The following is a 22127-nucleotide window of genomic DNA, read 5'->3' on the forward strand; positions in this document are numbered from 1 at the left end:
TCAAACAACCATTATTTTGAGTATAGATTTATTTTGACATATAGATGGAGAGCAGTGCAAGGGGATAGAAATGTGCAAGCCCTTTGGAAATGAAAGTAGCTGATATATCTTGTAAGTGACCGATATATTCTGAGAGTCGTCGATATATCCCGAAACTCGCCGATATATCCCCAAACTCGCCGATATATCCCCAAACTCGCTGATATATCCCGAAACTCGCCGATATATCCCGAAACTCGCCGATATATCCCGAAACTCGCTGATATATCCCGAAACTCGCCGATATATTCCGAAACTCGCTGATATATCCTGAAACTCGCTGATATATCCTGAAACTCGCTGATATATCCCGAAACTCGCCGATATATCTTGAAAATCACCTAAGAATATCCCAATAATAGCCTGGCCTAGACCATTTTCAACTCAATACCGGCAAAAAAAGAGAGCCTTCCCATAAAGAAGACTCCCCCATTTTAAATTTGAAACCTCGTAATTGTGTTTTTTAATTTTTCAGCTTGCTCTTTTAATTCATTTGCTAACGTTTCTACATTAGCCATAACTTCATTTTGCTGATCGGTTGCAGAGGCAACTTCCTGGGCGCCAGCTGATGTTTCTTCTGCAATCGCCGCTACCTCTTGAGATTGTGTGGATGTGTGCTGAATGCTTTCCATTTGGCGGTCTACTAAATCAGTAATGGCGGAAACGAAGGAAGCCATTTCATTGACGGTTTTCGTCATTTCCTCAATAACTAGATTTGTTTCCGTTCCTTTTTTCGCCTCATCGTTAGCTGTTTCCACTTGCTCCGAAATTTGCTTCACGACATTTTGAACTTCGTCTTGGATATTTGTAATTAATTCAGAAATTCCTTGGACCGCTTTAGCACTTTCATCAGCCAGCTTTCTGACTTCTTCCGCTACGACGGCAAATCCTTTTCCATGCTCACCGGCACGTGCAGCTTCAATTGAAGCGTTTAGGGCAAGTAAGTTTGTCTGAGCCGCAATATCCCCAACAAGCTGGATAATTTGTTCGACCTTTCGGGCATTCTCCTCCAAACGGATAACCGATTGAAGCGATTCCCTGTTTTCATTCGCAAGCTTTTCAATCCCTGAAACGAGAGAATGAATGACTTTTTTCGAATTATGGAGATCCTGAACCATTTCACTAGAAACTAATTCCGAAGCTTTCGCTTTCTTTTGAACCTCATCCGCAATATTAATTACATCTTCAACCAGCTCCGCTGTAGACTGAATGGCAATAGCAGAATTATCAGCCCCGATTGAAATTTCATTAATCGTTCTGGCAATCGAATTTGCCTGTTCAGCCGCAAACGAGGATTCTTTAGAAATCGCAATTACTTTTTCATTCGTATCGCGGAAGTTTTCGTCAATCTTTTGAACCATTTCTCTTAAATTCGCAAGCATTTCATTAAAGGCAACACCTAGTGAACGAATTTCATCATCGGTTTTGGCTAATTCGACATCCTCTTGAATATCGCCTTGTGCTGCTTTTAATGCCATTTTCTCAAGCTTCTGCAATGGCTTAATAATGAAGCCTGCTGCAAAAAAGGCTAATATCCCAGACCAAATGATTCCCATGCTCAATGTAATAATGGTGAAAATCACTTCATTAAATGGCAAGGAATCCTTTACGATTGGAAATAAAAAATAAATAAAGAAAGCACTTGTTGAATACGTTATGATTGCTAGAATTGTAATGAATAATACTAGTTTCTTCCTTAGACCAAATTTGTAGCGTTGCTTCTCTCCCATTACGCTCCCCCTGCACTTACAATTTATTTATTATATCGGATATAGCCGCTTTCATTTCAATGAAGGTTTTCCGGTACACTTCAAGTGATCCCCCAAATGGATCGATAATGTCCATGTCCCCTGAATGATCGGCAAATTCCTTCAGTGTAAAAGTTTTCTCTGAAGCATGTGGATACATCCGAATAACTGCAGCTTTATGGCTTTCTGTCATTGTAAAAATATAGCTTGTCCACTCGACTAAGCTTTCGTTTAACATGGCAGCTCTGTGATCAATGTCAATTCCCTCTTCTGCAAGAACCTTCCGTGTATGTTCTGACGCATCGTTCCCATCAAACGCGTATACGCCTGCTGATTTCACCTCTACACCTGGAATGCCCATGCTTCTTAAAATGGCCTCAGCCATCGGGCTCCGACATGTATTACCTGTACATACAAATAAGATTCTGGTCAAGCTAACGCCTCCTTTTATCCATTATAAGCCAAAGTCCCCAGATTCAATAGTATTGTATGTGAAAAATTACTGAAATAATTAAGTGTTTTTGGGGAGCAGGAATTGAGGGAAATAAAAAAAAGAAAGGACTCTCATCCTTCCTTAAACTTCCCTATCCTAAAAGCAGCTTCAGCCCGAACGCTAACAAGATGCTTCCCCCTAGTGCCTCACTGTAGGATCCGAGCCAACCCTGAACCTTTCTGCCGATTAGCAGACCGAGCCAAGTTAAAATCGTAGCTGTAATTCCAAAGCAAGTTAAGACTAGCAATGTTTTTGCACCGTATATCCCTAGCGTCAAGCTAGCGGAAAAACTATCTAGACTAACAGTAAAACCAAAGAGCATTAAGCCCATCCCGACCGGCGTAATCATGCTGCTTTTTTCCTTTTGAAATCCTGACCAGATCATTTGAAGCCCTAATATAACAAGGAGCCCACCGCCTACATAAGTCGCGATGTCACCAAATTTTTCAGATAATAATCTCCCTGCAATGATTCCAAAAAGAGGCATCCAAACATGGAAAATACCAATTGTGATTCCAATTTTAAAGATCTGTCTAAGGCGAAGCTTAAGCATTCCCATCCCTAGTCCCACCGAAAAAGCATCCATTGCTAGAGCGAATGCCATAAGTGTGAGTGTTAGTATTTCTCCGAATAAATCTGCCATCTCTTCTCCTCCTTGGACTTGCTAATTAAACATATGCACGTCCAAGAGGTTTTAGAATCTAATAAGAAGGGAGGACTTTGTTTCAAAATATTTTATCTAAAAAAAATAATGGGACGAGAGAACCGTCCCTTAGTCCCGACTAATTACGCGATGTCCGGCTGCTTTCATGAGGCGGTTCATGATAGCTACTCCTACGCCTTCATTTGGGAACATTTCACTGTAGATGATGTCCGCTTGTGTATTGTTGAAGGTTCTTAGTGCTTCATATAAATAGGCTGCAACGGTTTCAAGATGTTGACGTTGTCCACAAGTGATCACGTAGTCAGCTTGATAGAATGATTGATTTTCTTCGGTTGTTATCACACCGACTTTATGGCCTTCTGCCTTTTGTTTATCCACAAGGCTCTGGATAAATTCTCTTGATCCGTCGACTAAATAGAGAGGAGCATCCGGCGCATAGTGACGATATTTCATTCCTGGGGATTTCGGTGCCTGTGATGCATCTGCCAGTGCAGCATCGACAGAAACCCCACCAATCACGGCTTCCAGCTGTTCCTTTGTCACTGCTCCCGGCCTTAAAATCACTGGGATAGGCTCCGTGCAGTCTAAAACGGTCGACTCAACGCCGACACCTGTTGGTCCTCCATCCACAATTCCCGCAATTCTTCCATTTAAATCTTCCCATACATGCTCAGCCGTTGTTGGGCTTGGCTTGCCTGAACGATTGGCACTCGGTGCAGCAATCGGAAGTCCGCACTCCTTCAAGAGAGCTAACGCCACAGGATGATCCGGCATGCGAACAGCCACTGTGGATAACCCTGCTGTTGCCAATTCTGAGAGTGTCCCCTCTTTCCTTTTAAAAATAAGAGTAAGCGGTCCTGGCCAAAATTCCTTTATTAACAGCCTTGCTCCATCCGAAATATCTTCTACAAAGTCATAAAGCTGGTGTTCTTCAGCAATGTGGATAATTAACGGATTATCGCTCGGTCTTCCTTTAGCAGCAAATATTTTACCGACAGCCTCACTATTTTCAGCATTTCCGCCTAATCCGTACACTGTTTCTGTTGGAAATGCTACCACTTCATTTTTTATTAAAAGATCAGCTGCCTGTGTAATTTGTGGATAACTCACTGAATTGTCCACATTTTTATCCACTGACCATCTTTTTGTATTCATGATGCTCCACCTTCTTTTATCATCAAAATTTCATATAAAAAATCGTATTATGACGTGATTCTTTTGTTAATTACTTTTGAAAGTATAAAAGAAGATAGAGGATAACTCAAGTATTGTCCACAATTTGTGGATAGTTAATCCACTTTTGTGTATAACTTCGTAAATTTATCCACATTTCACAGAGATAATTTCAAAAAGAACGAGTTGTCCACAGTTAAAATGTGTTTTACATGATCCGATTCGTAAAGCTCATCCGGCAAACTTTCCTTTTTCGCTTCCTTAAAACCTAGTAATTGAAAGAAGGACACCGATGCTTTTTTATTCGATGATAGATAAAGCTCTTGCAGCCCCCTGTCTTTTGCCAGCATAAGAATTTGCTCAAAAAGAATAAATACATCATTTTCCGACATATCCTTTGTCATCACAAGAGAACGAAGCAAACCAATCGTTCCGAGCGGCTCAATTCCAAGTGTGGCTTTAATCTCCCCTACATTACTTTCCATTATTAAAAAGTAATCAATAGCACTTTCTATTCCTTCACTATTTAATTTTGCCTGATCCAAAAAATCTCTTAATTTTTCCACATCATCCACTGCTGCACACCTTATGAATGCTGTCACTTTCCTACACCCCATTTTTTCAAATTCTATTAAAAATGATTTACTATATTCTTATGAAAAAATAGAGAGAGTAGAACACCCTTTACCCAAATATTTTCTCCCAAAGCTCAACTAAGAAAAATTTCACCTTTACCGGCTGTTCATCTTCCTCTGTATACACTGGCGGTGTCTTTTCTTTTTCAGTCTTAGACTCAGCCGCAACCTTTTCCGTTTTCTTCCCATCTTCGAATCCGTCACTGACTGCTACCCCATTTGAAAAATCTAGGAAGCATAGCGGCGGGAACAACACACACCACCAGTTAGCCCCTTTGCCTTCCCCTAATGTAATGAGGATGGCCTCGTATTCACCGGCAGGATAGAGGAATTGCCCATAAAGCTTCGTAGGGAAATCCACCTTTCCGAAATTGGCTTCAACAGCTTGATCAGAGTGATTGTCTGCTACAACCTTTTCTGCGATTTTCTGAATCTCCGGCAGCTTGGAACGAAGAATGCTTCTTGCCTCTTCAATAGAAGTAAGCTCTCCTACCCACTTTGTAATCTCTTCATTAACTGCATCCCTTACTTTTCTTTTCAATTCTTGATCAGCTTCTCTATCACTATTTGCTAGAATTCGTAATCGAATGGCCTCACTCGGAATCATGAGTTGTTCATCAGCCATCGTTTCACTTTGTGGTATATATAAACTTAGGATTGTTCCTAAACATAATAGAATAATATATAATTTCACCGCTGTTTTTGTTTTCATTTTCAACACGCCCCTTCACTAACACATTGTGGACAAAGAGACGATTTCTTAAACTAGTAAAATGAAAAAAATCTATTTTTCCCGTGCAAGTGTTTTTCCAGCAAAAGGCCAACATTACTAATGTATAAAAAAGATTGACGGAAGTTCACGATGGTACTATATTTTGTTTGATAGCTTAAATTTTACACGATAAGTAAAGTCTTGAAGTTTATTAATATAGCAGTCTAATAGTATAGAGACAAAACAAAAAATCATATTCAAAGCAGTCATTTTCATTTCAATTAAATGAAATAATTGCAGGTCTCTTATTTAGCTAGACTAACGTAACCGGCCTTTTCATTTGTATGGACCGGTTTTTTATTTTTTAGTCCCTGAATTAACACGAACCTATTACAACTATGATTTACTTTCGCTTTGTGTTCGTCAAGCCCGTCTACAACAATGAAGCACAATGAGGTGGAAACGATGAAATTAAAAAAATATAAGGATCTCCTTTTTCAAAAAATAAAAGCTCAGCTGACTGACTGGTTTGAGCAGGATACCCAGACAACAATATCTACAGAAGAGGTTGACCGCTTTCTCCATTCAATAAAAGGAACAGCCGGCACTCTTCAGCTTGAGGAGCTTCACCAAATGGCGTCCAAACTAATGGACGAGGCTGATCGTAAAAATGAGGTAAGCTGGCCGGTCGAAGATCTCCGTAACTTTCTATACGAATTATTAGAATTCAGCTATGAATATGAACACCTTTATCAATTAGAGGAAAATGAGGCAGAACCGCGAATTGAAAACGTCCCACTCATTCAATTAATTGACGACGATGTTTCCATGCTTATTCTGCTTAAGGATGCGATGGAGGGAATGGGCTGGATGGTGCTTGCCAATACAGATCCAATCAAGGCAACAGAGCAATATTTCGATATGCGCCCTGATTGTCTTATTATTGACATTAACCTCCCGCGCAAAAATGGATTTCAAATTCTGGAGGATATTCAAAGACATGCGAACAAAAAGTTCGTTCCCAAAATCATGATTAGCATTCAAAACGACAAACAGACAAGAATCCAGGCTTATAAAATGGGGGCGGATGATTTTATCGAAAAACCGATTGACCTTGAAGAGTTCTTAGCCCGTATGGAGCGACATATTGAGAGGAAGAAAATCTTCGACCAATCTGTACTCATTGATGAGCTGACCCAAGTGTATAACCGGAAGTTTCTTCAGGATACGATGAAAAGAAGCATAAATGAGTTAAAACGGTCAGGTAAATATTTTACCCTAGCTGTTTTGGATCTTGATTTCTTTAAACAGGTAAATGATACATACGGTCATATTGCCGGAGATCGGGTTCTTATTGCTTTTGCACAATTTTTAAAGGAAAATGTCCGAAGCACAGATACGGTTTTCCGCTTTGGCGGGGAAGAATTTATTATTTTGCTCCCTTCCTCCACAGATATGGAGGCAAAAGAAGTACTGACAAGATTATTAAAGGAATTCTCTCAAGAAACGTTCATTGAAAACGGCATCGAGTTTTCCGTTACCTTTTCAGCTGGGGTCTTTATGATTAAAGATCCGGAAATTACCATCCAAGATGCGATAAAAATCGCGGACTCTGCTCTATATGAGGCGAAAAATAATGGCCGTGCCCGGGTCGAAAGTGCCAATAAGATTGAAGCTGCTATTTCAAGAAAGCAGTTAAATGTTTCCGTCATCGATGATGATGCGATTATCCGCACGGTGCTCAAGAAAATTCTTCAAAATATGAAATTTGAGCGGTTTGATTTAAATATTGAAGTGTACGAGAACGGGCTGAAATTCTTCCAATCTAATAGACTTGAAGAAAAAGGCGGACATTTCTTAGTTCTAGATGGAATGATGCCAGTAATGGATGGAGTTGAAGTATTGCAAAAAGCAAAACAGGCAAAAAATGCAAAAGATATTACAGTCCTCATGCTGACAGGCAGAAAGAGCGAATTTGATATTGCCGAGGCTCTAAAGCTTGGGGCTGATGATTATGTGACGAAGCCATTTAGCATTACAGAGCTGGAAGCGAGAATAAAGCGGCTTATTCAAAGGCTTTCTTAATATGTTAGTGCCTGAATTAGTCGCTTTATCCTATGCTGCTGTGTCCATACTGATTCTTTTGCTCCTATTGTTTATATATTTAGTCATTAGAAAAGTAATCGAAAATACTCGCAGAGCGAATATTAATTTGTTAAAAGAAAAGCTGAGTCCCCTTCTTTTAGAGTTTTTGACAGAGGATAAGATTACAAGAAATCTTCGTCTCCATTCTGAGCTAAAAATGAAAGCTGCTGAGGAGGTTCTTACTAGCTACTCAGCCATTATCGAAGGCGAAAAGGAAAAAGAAAATCTTTTTTCCTTTACAGAGCTTCATTTAAAAGATTATTATGCAGCGAAATTGAAAAGCCGCAAATGGAGTAAGCGCATGAATGCACTCTATCATATAGAAGGCTTTCGCTTGCTTAGTCTGCAGGACGATGTTTTGGCGATTGCACAAAATCCCCGGGCATCCCACGATGAGCGGGTACATTCTTTACGAATTTTGGCCTCTTTTCAATATGCCAAGTTTTACACCGTAGTTACCGGTCTTCAGCCGCTAGCTGATTCTGAATATAGAAATATTCTTATGCGCTTAAACGAAAAAAGCTTTGAACAATTTATCCTTGGCTTCCATCATTGTCATGAAGCTTTAAAATGGGCCATATTAGATGTAATTGCGATAAGCAAGGAGCTTAAATACACCTATTTTGTTGAAAAGGTTTTCGCCGCAAATGAAGGAGAAATTCAGCTTAGAGCCATAAAAGCTCTATCTGCAATCGGCTATGTAAAGGATTTGAAGCCATATTTGCCTTTGTGCCAATCAGGGCATTGGCAGCAGCGGATGATGGTGGCAAAATTATTTGGCTCCCTTAAGGACCCATCGCTGCTTCCCATTTTGCTGGAGCTGCTTCATGATGCATCCTGGTATGTTCGTTCACAGGCTGGACAGTCAATCATGATGTTTCCAGATGGAAAAGCCGCATTACAAAATGTGCTCAATACGTCTCAAGACAATTTCGCTAGGGATATGGCATGGGAATGGATGATTAAAGGAGACTTATACACTTAAAATGTGGACAAATATTGTTGTTTTTTTTGGCTGGTTTATTGCTGTTTATATGTGTATCATTATTAGTTTTTATACGATTATTCTCTTCTTTTCGGTCATTCAGCTGCGAAAAGGGTATTTGCTGGAACATGAACATACGTATGAAGACTATAAAGATGAAATCTATACAAAGCCGGTTTCTATTATCGTTCCTGCCTATAACGAGAGTGCCGGCATCATTCAAAGTGTGAGGTCGCTGCTTAGCATACATTATCCACAGTTTGAAATTATTGTTGTGAATGACGGATCCACAGATGACACGCTTGAAAAAATGATCGAGCAGTATGATATGAAGGTTGTGGATAAAGTCATCCGCAAGCAAGTAGAAACGATGCCGATTAAAAAAGTATATCAATCTAGAAGTCTGCCAAAATTATTTTTAATCGATAAAGAAAATGGCGGGAAAGCGGATGCTCTGAATGTGGGGATAAACATCTCCCATTATCCTTATATTTGTTCATTAGATGGTGATTCCATTCTTGAAAGAGACGCCTTCCTTAAGGTGATGAAGCCGATCATTGACTCTAATGAAGAAGTTATTGCTTCAAGCGGCAGCATTCGAATTGCGAATGGATGCCAAATTCGGGATGGGCAAATGCTGCAGGTTGGCTTAGCTAGAGAGCCGATTGTCATTATGCAAATTATCGAGTACTTGCGAGCATTCTTAATGGGGCGGATTGGATTAAGCCGGCACAATTTATTGCTCATCATTTCAGGCGCATTCGGGGTTTTTTCGAAACGCTGGGTACTGGAGGCCGGTGGGTACAAAACCGATACAGTTGGCGAGGATATGGAGCTGGTCGTCAGACTCCACCGCTTAATTAAGGAAAGAGGACTTAACAAACGCATAGTTTATGTGCCGGATCCAGTTTGCTGGACAGAGGTTCCGGAGAGCATCACCTTTTTACGAAAACAGCGACGCAGATGGCACCGGGGATTGTTTGAGAGCCTATGGACGCATCGGAAGCTAACGTTCAATCCTAAATGCGGAAGCATCGGCTGGATCTCCCTTCCCTACTTCTGGATTGTTGAATTTTTCGGACCGATAGTCGAATTAATGGGCTACCTGTTTGTGATTTTATCACTATTCTTAGGTGGCATTTATATCGAGTTTGCGATTTTGATTTTTTTACTTTCCTGTTTGTACGGGTCGATTTTTTCCATGGCTGCTGTTTTGTTGGAAGAATGGAGCCTGCGTAAATATCCAAAAGTAGCGGATTTATTTAAACTATTCTTCTATTCTCTGACTGAAACACTGTGGTATCGGCCGCTAACTGTTTTATGGAGATGTGAAGGCATTTGGCAGCTGATCATCGGTGATAAAAGCTGGGGAGAAATGAAGAGAAAAGGTGTTTCCGAATGAAAAAACGACTAACAAGATCTCAACGTATTGTCTTTGGCTTTATCGCTGCCCTTTTGATCGTGTTAACGAGCCCTTTTTGGTTATGGCAGCTCAAACAGGATCTGCCATTGAACTTTGCTATTCTAAGCAATCAGTCTGGGAATAACGGGCTAATTTGGCTATTAAAAAATGAAAAGACAAAAAATATTTCAGCACATAAACAGCTCTCTTCTGATCATGATGTTTATTATTTATCTGATCCGGAAGGAAAGCTCAGTGAGGATGGAATCAATAACTTAGAAAAGACTCTTATTCTAAACGGCGGCAAGACGCTTATCTCGGAATATAGCACGCTTACAAATGCTATGACTGATACATCTCAGAAAAGAATTGAGAATCTATTAAACATTAGCTGGAGCGGCTGGTCAGGTAAATACTTTTCGAGTCTTGAAAGTAAGGATATTCCCGCTTGGATTAAAGAAAACTATTCAAAGGAATGGAAGTTTACCGGTCCAGGGATTATTTTAGTTAATCATGATGGATTTGTTATCGTTCTCGATCATAAAGATTTAGAGGGAAATGGGTTAGCCTTTCAATCGACAGAAAACGGAAAAAAACTCCTGGGAAGCGGACTGCGAGCAGATTATCAAGGCTGGTTTAACCTCGTTGATACTAGCGATGAAGATGAAATACTGGCAGTCTATTCTCTTCCAATATCAAAGAAAGCCAAATCTCGACTAAAGAGTTATAACATTCCGGATGAATTTCCTGCCGTTGTTTCCTACCAAAATGCTAGCTATACTTCCTATTATTTTGCCGGGGATTACTCCAGCGAGAGGGATGTCCCTGGAATCTATCAAACTAGCGGTATTTCTTTGTGGAAACAGTTTTCTAATGACTCGTTTTACTGGAAGGCATATGTTCCGATGATGAAAAAGCTATTATCCGATGGACTTGATTTGCGGACCAATCAGGAAAAGGTTGAGCTTGTTCAAGACAATGGTATTAGAACAAATAGCAAAACAACCGGGGCCACAATCCAAATCCGGAAAAACGGCAAGTGGGAAGATATGCTTGTAAAAGGCGTAAATATGGGGATCGCCAAGCCCGGAGCATTTCCAGGTGAAACGGGGATTACGAAGGAAGAATATTTCCGCTGGTTCAAAGAAATTGGGAATATGAACGCCAACGCGATCAGGGTGTACACGATTCATCCCCCTGCCTTTTACGAGGCGTTTTATGAGTACAATCAGATTGCGAAAAAGCCGCTCTATCTTTTTCATGGGGCCTGGGTGAACGAGGAAAATCTTGTACACTATCAAGATGCGTTTCATCCGGAAGTGACTGATGATTTCAAACAGGAAATTAACAATATGATTGATATTGTGCACGGACATGCCAGTCTCCCAGATAGACCTGGCCATGCTTCCGGCGAATACACCTATGATATTTCCCCTTATGTCCTTGGCTTTATTCTGGGCATTGAGTGGGATCCTGAAGCAGTTGTGAATACGAACTCGAAGCATAATGGAATGAAACCACTGGATGGGCCATATTTCAAGACGGATCAAGCATCTCCATTTGAAATATGGCTGGCGCAAATGATGAATGATGCCACTGCCTATGAAACGAAAACCTATCAATGGCAGCATACGATGAGCTTTACAAATTGGGTAACGACTGATCTGCTCACCCACCCTGCTGAACCGAGTAAAAAGGAAGATCTTGTAACAGTTGATCCAAATCATATTATTAAAACAAACGATTTTCATGCCGGATTATTTGCTTCTTACCACGTGTATCCCTACTATCCGGATTTCATGAATTATGAAAAGAAGTATACAGAGTATATCGATTCTGAGGGCAAAAAGAATAATTATGCCGGATATTTACATGATCTTCTTTCCGCTCATACAATGCCTGTTCTGATTGCAGAGTTTGGCGTTCCAGAGTCTCGCGGGCTCACACATCTAAACGTTGATGGCATGGATCAGGGGCTTCATTCCGAGGAAGAACAAGGCCAAATCAATAAACGGCTATTTCAATCCATCGTAGATGAAGGAGCTGCTGGCGGGCTTGTCTTTACTTGGCAGGACGAATGGTTCAAGCGGACATGGAACACGATGGATTATGATAATCCAGACCGCCGTCCCTATTGGTCAAATAGGCAAACGAATGAACAGCACTTTGGTCTGCTTGGCTTTGAGCCAGGAGCATTTGAACCTCCCATCTATCCAGACGGCCAGATAACGGATTGGGAGAAAATAAAGGCAAAGCCAATCTATGAATCTTCCAATGGATCGATTAATAAAGTTTTTGTTACGTCTGATGAGGAAAATATTTATTTCCGTCTTGACTATGAAAAGCCAGTGGACCCGAATCATATGAATACTGTGCTTCTCATTGATACAATAAGAAATCAAGGCCAAACTAAAATTCCGCTTCCAAACGGACAATTCATTCAGGCCAATTTTGGCGCTGATTTTCTAATAAACTTAGCGAATCAAAATCAATCTTCCATTCTGGTAGACAGCTATTATGACACCTTCTATTTTCATTACGGACAGCTGTTAAAGATGATACCGACACAAGATTATGCAAGCCGGAAAAATAACGGGATCTTCCATCCAATCAGACTTGCTTTGAACAAGGAGCTAACCATCCCATCAACTGGAGAAAAACTGCCTTTCATCTCCTATGAGACCGGTAAATTAAAGTTTGGAAACGGCAATCCTCTTTATCAAGATTTTGATTCCTTAACCGATATTAGTATGGGCAAAGATAGGAAAACCATTGAGCTTCGCCTCCCATGGGCTTTATTAAACATAAAGGATCCGAGCCAAAAGGAAATGATCGGCGACCTTTGGAAAAATGGATTAAACGCCAGTGAAAAAATGGATGGAATTAGACTAGCGGTCGTCACTGTAAATAAGGACAACAGCATGAGCAGTTTCCCAAGTCTTCAGGACGGCAAGCTCATGGCTGAAAATACCGCCTCCTACTCATGGAATAGCTGGGAACAGCCTGCCTATCATGAAAGATTAAAAGATTCCTATTTCATCATGAAAGAAGTTTTTAGGAAAAATTAAATGCGATGCATTCCAAGATGGAGGATATTAAATGAACAAAATTTTATTTGCTGAGGATGAAGAAATTTTACGAATGCTCGTTGTCGATACGCTTGAAGACGAAGGATATGAAATTGACGAAGCAGCGGATGGTCAAGAAGCACTAGATTTATTCAATCAGCATACATATGACCTTGTGATCATTGACTATATGATGCCAGTTTTTACAGGATTAGAGGTAATTGAGAAAATCCGCTCAAGCTCTAGGAATCAAGATGTAAAGATTCTCATGCTGTCAGCGAAAAGTCAGCAGTTCGAGCAGGACCGTGTGTTAGCAGCAGGAGCTGACTATTTTATGGCCAAGCCATTCAGCCCCCTCAATCTATTGAAAAAGGTTGGGGAGATACTCGATGAAGCTTAATCAATACGTAAAAAAAAGCTTAACTAGGCAGTTCATTACAATTTTTAGCCTATTCACCCTTCTCTTTTCTGCAAGTTCTATTAGCTTATTTTTTGCACATCATGAGATAAATGATACTTATTATAAGGAACGGAAGGCACTTGTCGAAAAGCAGCAGATTCTAGCCCAAATAGATGACGCCTTTAACCTGACTGTCCTAGATACCCGCAGTTACATCGCTTTTGAAAATAATGATTTTAAAGATGGTGCACTCGCACAATTGCCTATTCTTAATAAGCTTCATAAAGAATTTGAATCCATCTCCGTAACCCAAGAGGATAAGGCTTATGCAAGAGAATTACGGGAAATGATTGATTTTTATTTTTCCGAAAGACTAGCAGATACGATTACTTCTATTGAAAGCGGGAAAAAAAATGAGCTAATTCAAAAGGCGAATTCACTAGGTTTTGAAAAGGTAAGTAACTTCCAGAAATACTCTGACTCTTATTTAAAAAGTGTCCAGAATTCCTTAAACAATACGGCTATAGAGCTATCGGAGAAACAGTCTTTTGTTCAATATGTGTTTATTGCTTTACTTGTTGTTCTACTGTTCATTTTCTTTTTATTAATACGAATCATGCTGAAAAGAGTTGGCCAGCCGCTTGCCCAGTTTGCCAATGCGGCAAATGAAATTGCCCTTGGAAAAGAAGCGGTCATTGAGGTAGAAGATGGCCGTGAAGATGAGCTTGGTGCATTATCGATTGCCTTCCGTAAAATGATTAAAAGTATTCAAGATAATGAACAGGATCTTCTTGCACAGAACGAAGAGCTCATTGCCCAGCAAGACGAGCTTCAGGCACAGCAAATGGAATTGGAATCGATGCTTGAAGCTGTCCGGGAAAATGAAAGAAAACTGGAACGGAGAAATAAGCTGACTAATGAAATATCAAACTCCCTCCAAAAGGATGTAGTGCTGGAGAGTATTGTATTTAATATGTGCGACGTTCTTGAAGCTGACCGTGGAGTTATTGTCATGCTGAATGAAGAAGCAACAGCATCTTTCGGGGTCTCCAAGGAAGGCATTCATCAATTTAGAAAATATATCGAAAATGGTTTACATGACCGTCTGAAGAAAACGAAAAAGGTTTTTACTATTAAGCGTGAGCTCCAGGCTGAAGAAAAGGGTTACCATACAGCAATTGCATATGGATATGATTTATATTTGCCTGTTCTCTCATCCCTTAATGAGGTCGCAGCTATTATGGTCTTCACCCGATTCGGAAGCCCCTTCCACCAAAATCAAATGGAAGAAGAATATGAGGCCCTATCCAAGCAGATTGGCATCTCACTTGAAAAAATTAGACTGTTTGAAGCATCTGAAGAAAACCGCAAGCTCAACCAAAGTATTATGGATACGGTGAAGGAAGGCATTCAATTAATTGATTGGAGCGGCAGAGTCATTCAGGTGAATAAGCAATTGAGTGACATATTCGGCTGCCATGAGGGTCTAGACAGTTTAATTGGACTTCCATGGGAAACATGGACAGATTCTATGAAGGAATTTGTGGAGGATGAGTCAGGTTTTATTTCATTCCTAACATGTGCACTGAATAGCTCTGAAGCCACCTCAGAGGAGTATTCTTATTCGTATAGAATGAAAAATTCCAAGCAGGTCATTAAGATGTATTTTGAAGGCCTCTATCACGGAAACGAGCGGACAGGCACCGTAATTGTTCATCGGGATATTACAAAGGAATTTGAAGTAGACCAGATGAAATCTGAATTTGTAAGTACGGTTAGCCATGAATTGCGGACACCATTGGCTAGTATTCTTGGCTTTACCGAATTAATGCTAAATCGCGAATTAAAGCCAGTCAAACAAACGAAATATTTAACAACAATCTATAACGAAGCCAAACGTCTGACTGCCTTAATCAATGACTTTTTAGACGTTCAGCGAATGGAATCAGGAAAACAAACTTACGAAAAGAAATTCATTAAGATTATTCCAATCCTAGAAAAAGTTATTGAGACTCAGCAATTCCAAACGAGCATTCATCAAATCGAACTGCAGCAATCGATTAATAATGATATTATACTTGGCGACCGTTCCAGAATGGTGCATGTCTTTACGAACCTTCTTAACAATGCCATCAAATATTCACCAGATGGCGGGGAAATTAAAGTAAAGATCTACCAAGAGGACGATCAGCTTAAAGTAGATATTACCGATCACGGACTTGGCATTCCAGAAGATGCACTCGATAAATTATTTAATAAGTTTTTCCGGGTGGATAACTCGGATCGAAGAACGATTGGCGGAACAGGATTAGGCCTTGCCATTGTTCAGGAAATTATGAAAGCCCATGATGGAATGGTGTATGTGAAATCAGAATACGGCAAAGGAAGCACCTTTACTCTTTCATTCCCAACAGTGGAGACAACTCATATTAGAGAAAATGTGATTCCCCCTAGTACAGAGAATAACGAATTCAACATCATGGTAGTAGAGGATGATCATAGCCTTGCCGAACTGATTTATAATGAATTATCCGAAAGCGGGTTCCATGTGACAAGCTTTGCAAAAGGAGAAGAAGCTCTCGATTATATTCAGAAGGAAACACCAGATGCGATCGTTCTGGACATCCTCCTTGAAGAGGAAATTGACGGTTGGTCCATTATGAAAAATATGAAACAAAATGAACGGCTCCAAAACATTCCGATCATTATTTCAACAGCCTTGGATGAAAAGGAAAAGGGATTCTCTCTCGGTGCCAACGACTATTTGATCAAGCCGTATAAACCGAGCCAGCTTTCTCATGTCATTCACCAAACGCTATCAAAAACAGGAAAAATTGGTCAAATCCTTATTCCAGAAGAACATTTAAATAAATAAAACAGATGAAGGGGAGCCTCTGTAGCCGGATTTTCGGCTATTGAGGCTCCCCTTCTATATGATTAAAAACCAATCTCAGCAAAAACCATTCTGTCTTTTCCATTAATATCAAATTCAATTTCGATGCTTGCATTAGGAAAAGCTTGCTGAAGCAGATGTCGGACGGCTTCACTTTGGCCAGTCCCTACCTCAAATCCGATTATTGCTTGCTCATTAGCAACAGCGGGCAGCTCTTCAGCGAATCTTTTATAAATATCCAGCCCGTCCACACCAGCAAATAAAGCACGATGAGGCTCATGCTCTGTCACAACCTCTGACATCCATTCGATATCGCCATCAGGAATATAAGGCGGATTCGAAATTAGACAATCAAACTTTTCACCCTTTTCGATAAAGGGTTTTAAAAGATCTCCTTGAATAAAACGAATATCCGCACCAAGCTGACGTGCATTCTCCTCCGCTAAAAGGAGAGTCGGCTGATAAATATCTGTGGAAGTCACAGAAAGGTCAGGCTTCTCAAGCTTAAGCGTAATCGCAATAGCCCCGCTCCCCGTCCCAATATCCGCTAATTTGAGCCCTTCCCGATTTCCAAAAAGCTTTTGAATTCGGTTTAATGTATGATAAACCAATTCCTCTGTTTCAGGGCGTGGAATCAAAACATCCTCATTTACCTGAAAATCACGGCCATAAAAAGATTCATAGCCAATAATATATTGCACCGGCTTTCCTTCACGATGAAGGATAACCGCCTTTTTAAATTTTTCGAAAACGGATTCCTCCAGTTCCTCCCGGAGACTTCCTAGAAATTGGGCCCGATCTAATCCCATATAATGCCTCAATAGTAATTCTCCCGCATTGTCGTCACGATTCTTTTCCTTTAAAAAAGAAGAAGCCCAGTTGAGGGCTTCATACACTTTCATAGATGGATTACTCATTTGAAGCACTTTCAAGCTTCGAAGATTGTTCTTCAAGGATTAACGCATCGATGACTTCATCTAGCTTCCCTGAAAGAATTTGGTCCAGCTTTTGAATCGTTAAACCAATGCGGTGATCAGTTACACGGTTTTGCGGGAAGTTGTACGTACGAATACGTTCAGAACGGTCACCTGTACCGACTGCAGATTTACGTGCTTGATCATATTCAGCCTGTGCTTCACGCTGGAATTTATCATAGACACGGGCACGTAAAACTTTCATCGCTTTTTCTTTATTCTTAATTTGCGATTTTTCATCCTGACAAGATACAACTGTACCTGTTGGAATATGTGTTAAACGAACAGCTGACATTGTCGTGTTAACACTCTGTCCGCCTGGTCCGCTTGATGCAAACGTATCGACACGAACATCTTTATCGTGAATTTCAATTTCAACTTCCTCAGCTTCCGGTAATACTGCAACCGTTGCTGTAGACGTATGAATACGGCCGCCAGATTCAGTTTCAGGCACACGCTGAACACGGTGAGCGCCATTTTCAAACTTCAGTTTGGAATAAGCACCATTTCCGTTTATCATGAAGATAATCTCTTTGTAGCCGCCCACTCCCGTTGAGTGAGTTTCAATAACTTCTGTTTTCCAGCCTTGCGTCTCAGCAAAGCGGCTGTACATACGGTATAAATCGCCGGCAAACAAAGCAGCCTCATCCCCGCCTGCTGCACCGCGAATTTCCATAATAACGTTTTTATCATCGTTCGGGTCTTTCGGAATAAGAAGGATTTTTAAACGAGCCTCTAATTCCTCTACCTTTTCCTCTAGCTCATCAAGCTCTTCTTTAACCATTTCGCGCATTTCCGGATCCAGCTTCTCTTCAAGCATTGCTTTTGCATCTAAGAACTGCTGACGAACATCCTTATACTCACGATAGGTTTCTACCGTTTCTTGAATATCTGATTGTTCCTTCGAATACTCACGTAATTTTTTTGGATCATTGACAATATCAGGATCACTCAAAAGCTCATTTAGTCTTTCATAGCGGTCCTCAACAGATTGAAGACGATCAAACACAGCATTTCACCTCTAATTTCCATAACACTTCGGACTATTATTTCCGAGCTATCTATATTCAATACGTTCACACTATTAGCAGCGTCCACGCTTTTTAAAGATTAAAGTCCATAACATTATAATTATAGTATAGGTAAGAGGTGCAGTCAAAACCAAATTGGTGTATAGGACGCAGAAAAGGCTATCGCTTCCAGAACGATAACCTTTTACATGTATCTTATCCAAATTTTAGCCCCATTGTTTAATCAAAACAATAATGAATCTTTTGATAGCCAGAACGCATGTCTATGAATCTCATGCGACATCCCTGTAATAATTAATATTCATTTGCATTTGTATCTCCAACAAGAAGTCTCCCAAGGCTCAGCCAGTTTTCCTCGACTAAAGAGCTAGCTATATTCAGATTTTTCGATCGGCAAGCCTCGATAATTTTCTGATGCTCTTCAATGGATTTCATGGCATCTAAAGAGCTAAACTTTGAAAATTCTAATCTGCGCACTTTCGACATGATTCGCTCGAGTGCAAGCCCTATTTCCTGATTCCCTGATACTGAGAGCAACACTCCATGAAATTCATCATCCGCTTCAACTGCACTTACAACATCTTTATTTTCTAACGCTTTTTTCAACCTAGCATTGCTATCTTCCATTAGATGAATATCTTCTTCTGAAATAGAAGGTACCGCGAGACGTGCCGCTAAACTATGTAAAGCAGCTACAACTGTAAATGCGTTTTTCGCCTCCTCCAAATCAATTTGAGTAATGCGGGTTTGCGAACCTGGCAATGATTCAACGAGACCTTCATCTTCAAGCCTCTTCAATGCCTCTCTAACAGGCGTGCGGCTGACGCCAAATTCCACTGCTAGATCTTTGTCCATAATTCGCTGGCCAGGCTCTAATTCCAAAGTTATAATCGCTTTTTTCAATGAGTCATACACTTGATCTCTTAAGGCTGGACGAGCAATCGTTTTAATTATCTTCATAAAACCAATATATCAACGTTGGATATGACTGTCAATTTAACTAGATTTAGCTCTATCTGCCACAACTTTGATTGGTTTTTCCCGATTGGACACATAACTATGCAGCACCATGCCAGCAATAACTAAAAGAATTCCTGCCCATGAAACAAGCGAAGGAACAGGTGCTGATAAAATAAGCATTTCCCCAGCAACCGCAAATAACACTTCAAACGATTGTGTCGCCTCTACTGCGGCAAGTCTTTGCATATCCCCTTTTACAATGTCAGTAGCCTTGAAGAAGAGGACAGTTGCAATTACTCCAGAAAATAATGCTACGAGGAGAGATTGAACGGTTTGTCCGACACTTGGAGGTCCAACTGTTGCAGCTCCATAAATCGATAAAAGCAGCCAAAATGGAAGGCTTGCTACCGTCATGCCTAACACCCTTTGATAGGCATCCAATCGATTCCCGCAAACCTCCATCATTTTTCGATTGCCGAGTGGGTATGCAAAAGATGCAATGATAACAGGTAAAACTCCTAATATGAGAACATGAGTTGATAAGCCGTTTGCCTGATCAAGCTGCATGAGCGCTACCCCTAGAAGAATGATCAGGGACATGGCTAAGCCTATAAATGGAATTTTCCCTCTCACCTTAATTGGACCGTTTGCCGTTTGTCTCGTTTCAAAAAATAACGGTGAAAGAAGGGCTCCTGATATGATAGTTACTTGCCAAGTTCCCGCAATCAGCCATCCCGGTCCATATGCTGCTGCGAAACTTAAAGGAGCATAAAATAGACCAAACCCGATAAAACTCCATAGAAACCAAGCACCTGGATTTCTCTTCATTTCAGCAAACAGCTGCCCTAAGTTTTTTCTGGTCGCGACGATGATGAAAAGGAATGGAACCATGAAAAAGTAACGTAAAGACGCACTCCAAATCCAGCTGCCCCCAGAAAGCTCCATCGATCGGTTTAAAATAAATGTAAAAGCAAAAAAGAAAGCCGCAAATATTCCTATTATGATAGGCCGCATGATGTTCTCTCCTAAAATTTAAAATATTATGTAAAATTCCTATAACTAATATATCGCATTTCGGTTTTTTAGCAATAGTTTTTTTGACAGGAGGTACTTCTTTTTGGTCTTAGAAAAGTCCGGTATCTTTATTGGTGATAGACTCTCCAATTGTTTTGTAATCTAGAGAAATTTTGTTTATCGGACACTCAAGGACACTTTTCTTCATTTCTTGTCCAATAAATACCTTTATCGGACATCAAACAGCTCTTTTTCATAAAACTTGTCCAATAAACCCTTTTATCGGACATCAAACGGCTCTTTTTCATAAAACTTGTCCAATAAACTCTTTTATCGGACATCAAACAGCACTTTTTCATAAAACTTGTCCAATAAACCCTTTTATCGGACATCAAACGACACTTTTCAATAATACTTGTCCAATATCTTTTTAATAAAAAAAAATGCCCTGCACTAAGCAAGGCATTTAACGGCGATCCTCTTGAATTTTTATTTCGATATGATAACGTGGTAAGGCATTTTCTAGTTTGTCCCGAACCTTCTTTGACTCTTTTCTTCTTTCAGTGTCTGACAGCATTCCTTTTTTATATGCCGTTACCCACATGTCATCCCCATTGATCCATACGGGACCTGATCGATAGCCGTTCATCCCATCGATTACCTTACGAGCCTGTTCAATATCTGACTGTTGAGTAACTCGATTCGTCCCAGGGGTATTCGGGAAGTTCGGATTTTGCTCATCCATCGTCCAGGCCCTTGTGTTATACTCGGCGTCATCATTGCGGGTAGATACATTTCGAAATCCGTCTTCCTTTTCATTTGGACCATATAGTTTTTCAACCCCGCGGTTAAAATTCGTATTACAGCCTGCAGCTAAAATAAGTAGCATAATTATTACAAATAGTCTTTTCATATGCTGCACCTCCATTATTAGCATGTCCGCTATAACTGGAGTTAGTACTGTCCAAATTCAACCAAACACAAATTTTTTTCTAAAAATAAAAAAACTGCCTGAAACGTTTCAGACAGAGTTAAGTAATTTATAATGGCTGTGTGGTCTGCTGTTCCTCACCTAATAAGCTGGGTGATTTGGGAACTTCATGATGATGGCGGCAACGAGCCTCGTACGCTTCCGATGCACCGACTAAAATAATTGGATCATCATAGGACGCAGGCTTTCCATTAATTAATCTTTGGGTACGGCTAGCGGGTGAGCCGCAAACTGCACAAACTGCCTGAAGCTTAGTCACTAATTCTGCAATAGCCATAAGGGCTGGCATTTGACCAAAAGGCTCTCCGCGGAAATCCTGGTCAAGGCCTGCAGCAATAACACGGTGGCCGCTATTCGCTAGATGTTGAATGACCTTTACAATTTCTGAGTCAAAAAATTGTACCTCATCAATGGCAATGACATCAATATCTGAATGAATATGTGCAAAAATATCTGTAGAATTAGAAATCGGTATCGCTGTAAAGGCTGTCCCATTATGTGAAACAACTGCTTCCTCACTATAGCGATTGTCAATTTGCGGTTTGAACACGACAATTTGCTGTTTAGCAAATTGAGCTCTGCGCACACGGCGAATCAGTTCCTCTGATTTTCCGGAAAACATGCTTCCGCAAATCACCTCTACCCATCCATGATGCTTCATTACATACATAGAAGGCCATTCCTCCTTATAAGAAAAGCGCAAGTGCCTTGCTCACCCCCGACAAGCACAAGACGAGCCTCCCGGAAAGGTGTTCTTTCCTTTCTGGGAGGATTGACTTGTGACCTCGAGGTCGACAAAT

General features: G+C 40.4%; 18 protein-coding genes and 1 pseudogene. 6 read left to right on the forward strand and 13 right to left on the reverse strand.

What is annotated here, in order from left to right:
- Nucleotides 1-473 precede the first annotated feature (473 nt).
- From H0173_RS15295 to spoIIR, 7 genes and pseudogenes are all read right to left on the reverse strand, one after another.
- Complete coding sequence (locus tag H0173_RS15295; protein WP_483862200.1) at nucleotides 474-1421, reverse strand: methyl-accepting chemotaxis protein; 948 nt, start codon at nucleotides 1419-1421, stop codon at nucleotides 474-476.
- A pseudogene (locus H0173_RS22905) lies at nucleotides 1413-1769 on the reverse strand (HAMP domain-containing protein); the annotation flags it as partial. The pseudogene H0173_RS22905 and the gene H0173_RS15295, both read right to left, overlap by 9 nt.
- A gap of 16 nt (nucleotides 1770-1785) precedes the next feature.
- On the reverse strand, nucleotides 1786-2220 hold the full coding sequence (locus H0173_RS15300) for a low molecular weight protein arginine phosphatase (protein ID WP_260631206.1): 435 nt from the start codon (nucleotides 2218-2220) through the stop codon (nucleotides 1786-1788).
- Between the two features lie 151 nt (nucleotides 2221-2371).
- Nucleotides 2372-2923 (reverse strand): manganese efflux pump MntP, encoded by a 552-nt coding sequence (locus tag H0173_RS15305; protein ID WP_221847384.1) that lies wholly within the window; start codon nucleotides 2921-2923, stop codon nucleotides 2372-2374.
- 129 nt (nucleotides 2924-3052) lie between these two features.
- Nucleotides 3053-4099 carry an L-threonylcarbamoyladenylate synthase gene (locus tag H0173_RS15310; protein ID WP_221847385.1) on the reverse strand — a complete coding sequence of 349 codons (1047 nt, stop codon included), beginning with the start codon at nucleotides 4097-4099 and terminating at the stop codon, nucleotides 3053-3055.
- Between the two features lie 176 nt (nucleotides 4100-4275).
- Complete coding sequence (locus H0173_RS15315) at nucleotides 4276-4719, reverse strand: GNAT family N-acetyltransferase (protein ID WP_313770656.1); 444 nt, start codon at nucleotides 4717-4719, stop codon at nucleotides 4276-4278.
- An 82-nt stretch (nucleotides 4720-4801) separates the two neighbouring features.
- Nucleotides 4802-5464: a stage II sporulation protein R gene (gene spoIIR, locus H0173_RS15320; RefSeq protein WP_221847387.1), complete on the reverse strand. Its 663-nt coding sequence runs from the start codon at nucleotides 5462-5464 to the stop codon at nucleotides 4802-4804.
- A gap of 465 nt (nucleotides 5465-5929) precedes the next feature.
- On the opposite strand from spoIIR, the gene H0173_RS15325 reads away from it, so the two are divergent.
- The 6 genes from H0173_RS15325 to H0173_RS15350 are packed head-to-tail and all read left to right on the forward strand — an operon-like array spanning nucleotide 5930 to nucleotide 16339.
- Nucleotides 5930-7549 carry a diguanylate cyclase gene (locus H0173_RS15325; RefSeq protein ID WP_260631207.1) on the forward strand — a complete coding sequence of 540 codons (1620 nt, stop codon included), beginning with the start codon at nucleotides 5930-5932 and terminating at the stop codon, nucleotides 7547-7549.
- A gap of 1 nt (nucleotide 7550) precedes the next feature.
- On the forward strand, nucleotides 7551-8594 hold the full coding sequence (locus H0173_RS15330) for a HEAT repeat domain-containing protein (RefSeq protein WP_221847389.1): 1044 nt from the start codon (nucleotides 7551-7553) through the stop codon (nucleotides 8592-8594).
- Between the two features lies 1 nt (nucleotide 8595).
- The gene (locus H0173_RS15335) at nucleotides 8596-9996 is read left to right on the forward strand and encodes a glycosyltransferase family 2 protein (protein WP_221847390.1); all 1401 of its coding nucleotides are present in this window, start codon (nucleotides 8596-8598) and stop codon (nucleotides 9994-9996) included.
- Nucleotides 9993-13064, forward strand: a complete 3072-nt coding sequence (locus H0173_RS15340; protein WP_221847391.1) for a hypothetical protein — start codon at nucleotides 9993-9995, stop codon at nucleotides 13062-13064. The genes H0173_RS15335 and H0173_RS15340 overlap by 4 nt, the downstream gene beginning before the upstream one ends.
- 31 nt (nucleotides 13065-13095) lie before the next feature.
- Nucleotides 13096-13464, forward strand: a complete 369-nt coding sequence (locus H0173_RS15345; RefSeq protein WP_221847392.1) for a response regulator — start codon at nucleotides 13096-13098, stop codon at nucleotides 13462-13464.
- Nucleotides 13454-16339 (forward strand): ATP-binding protein, encoded by a 2886-nt coding sequence (locus H0173_RS15350; RefSeq protein WP_221847393.1) that lies wholly within the window; start codon nucleotides 13454-13456, stop codon nucleotides 16337-16339. The genes H0173_RS15345 and H0173_RS15350 overlap by 11 nt, the downstream gene beginning before the upstream one ends.
- Before the next feature lie 62 nt (nucleotides 16340-16401).
- On the opposite strand, the gene prmC is transcribed toward H0173_RS15350, so the two are convergent.
- From prmC to H0173_RS15380, 6 genes are all read right to left on the reverse strand, one after another.
- On the reverse strand, nucleotides 16402-17274 hold the full coding sequence (prmC, locus tag H0173_RS15355; protein WP_313770657.1) for a peptide chain release factor N(5)-glutamine methyltransferase: 873 nt from the start codon (nucleotides 17272-17274) through the stop codon (nucleotides 16402-16404).
- Nucleotides 17267-18340: a peptide chain release factor 1 gene (gene prfA / locus H0173_RS15360; RefSeq protein ID WP_221847394.1), complete on the reverse strand. Its 1074-nt coding sequence runs from the start codon at nucleotides 18338-18340 to the stop codon at nucleotides 17267-17269. The genes prmC and prfA overlap by 8 nt, the downstream gene beginning before the upstream one ends.
- A gap of 316 nt (nucleotides 18341-18656) precedes the next feature.
- Nucleotides 18657-19322 carry a GntR family transcriptional regulator gene (locus H0173_RS15365; protein ID WP_221847395.1) on the reverse strand — a complete coding sequence of 222 codons (666 nt, stop codon included), beginning with the start codon at nucleotides 19320-19322 and terminating at the stop codon, nucleotides 18657-18659.
- A gap of 36 nt (nucleotides 19323-19358) precedes the next feature.
- The gene (locus H0173_RS15370; protein ID WP_221847396.1) at nucleotides 19359-20336 is read right to left on the reverse strand and encodes a DMT family transporter; all 978 of its coding nucleotides are present in this window, start codon (nucleotides 20334-20336) and stop codon (nucleotides 19359-19361) included.
- A gap of 466 nt (nucleotides 20337-20802) precedes the next feature.
- Nucleotides 20803-21249 (reverse strand): hypothetical protein, encoded by a 447-nt coding sequence (locus H0173_RS15375; RefSeq protein WP_221847397.1) that lies wholly within the window; start codon nucleotides 21247-21249, stop codon nucleotides 20803-20805.
- 127 nt (nucleotides 21250-21376) lie between these two features.
- Complete coding sequence (locus tag H0173_RS15380) at nucleotides 21377-21997, reverse strand: thymidine kinase (RefSeq protein WP_221847398.1); 621 nt, start codon at nucleotides 21995-21997, stop codon at nucleotides 21377-21379.
- Nucleotides 21998-22127 lie beyond the last annotated feature (130 nt).

This window comes from Bacillus sp. S/N-304-OC-R1 (genome assembly GCF_019749375.1).
In the GTDB taxonomy this organism is placed as follows: Bacteria; Bacillota; Bacilli; order Bacillales; family Cytobacillaceae; genus Cytobacillus.

Excerpts from the sequence above, each read along its gene's own strand:
- H0173_RS15350 (WP_221847393.1), top strand. The coding sequence starts at position 13,454 with ATGAAGCTTAATCAATACGTAAAAAAAAGCTTAACTAGGCAGTTCATT.
- H0173_RS15365 (WP_221847395.1), bottom strand. The coding sequence starts at position 19,322 with ATGAAGATAATTAAAACGATTGCTCGTCCAGCCTTAAGAGATCAAGTG.
- H0173_RS15375 (WP_221847397.1), bottom strand. The coding sequence starts at position 21,249 with ATGAAAAGACTATTTGTAATAATTATGCTACTTATTTTAGCTGCAGGC.
- H0173_RS15380 (WP_221847398.1), bottom strand. The coding sequence starts at position 21,997 with ATGTATGTAATGAAGCATCATGGATGGGTAGAGGTGATTTGCGGAAGC.
- H0173_RS15340 (WP_221847391.1), top strand. The coding sequence starts at position 9,993 with ATGAAAAAACGACTAACAAGATCTCAACGTATTGTCTTTGGCTTTATC.
- H0173_RS15370 (WP_221847396.1), bottom strand. The coding sequence starts at position 20,336 with ATGCGGCCTATCATAATAGGAATATTTGCGGCTTTCTTTTTTGCTTTT.
- H0173_RS15295 (WP_483862200.1), bottom strand. The coding sequence starts at position 1,421 with ATGCTTGCGAATTTAAGAGAAATGGTTCAAAAGATTGACGAAAACTTC.
- H0173_RS15325 (WP_260631207.1), top strand. The coding sequence starts at position 5,930 with ATGAAATTAAAAAAATATAAGGATCTCCTTTTTCAAAAAATAAAAGCT.
- H0173_RS15335 (WP_221847390.1), top strand. The coding sequence starts at position 8,596 with ATGTGGACAAATATTGTTGTTTTTTTTGGCTGGTTTATTGCTGTTTAT.
- H0173_RS15305 (WP_221847384.1), bottom strand. The coding sequence starts at position 2,923 with ATGGCAGATTTATTCGGAGAAATACTAACACTCACACTTATGGCATTC.
- spoIIR (WP_221847387.1), bottom strand. The coding sequence starts at position 5,464 with ATGAAAACAAAAACAGCGGTGAAATTATATATTATTCTATTATGTTTA.
- prmC (WP_313770657.1), bottom strand. The coding sequence starts at position 17,274 with ATGAGTAATCCATCTATGAAAGTGTATGAAGCCCTCAACTGGGCTTCT.
- H0173_RS15310 (WP_221847385.1), bottom strand. The coding sequence starts at position 4,099 with ATGAATACAAAAAGATGGTCAGTGGATAAAAATGTGGACAATTCAGTG.
- H0173_RS15330 (WP_221847389.1), top strand. The coding sequence starts at position 7,551 with ATGTTAGTGCCTGAATTAGTCGCTTTATCCTATGCTGCTGTGTCCATA.
- H0173_RS15345 (WP_221847392.1), top strand. The coding sequence starts at position 13,096 with ATGAACAAAATTTTATTTGCTGAGGATGAAGAAATTTTACGAATGCTC.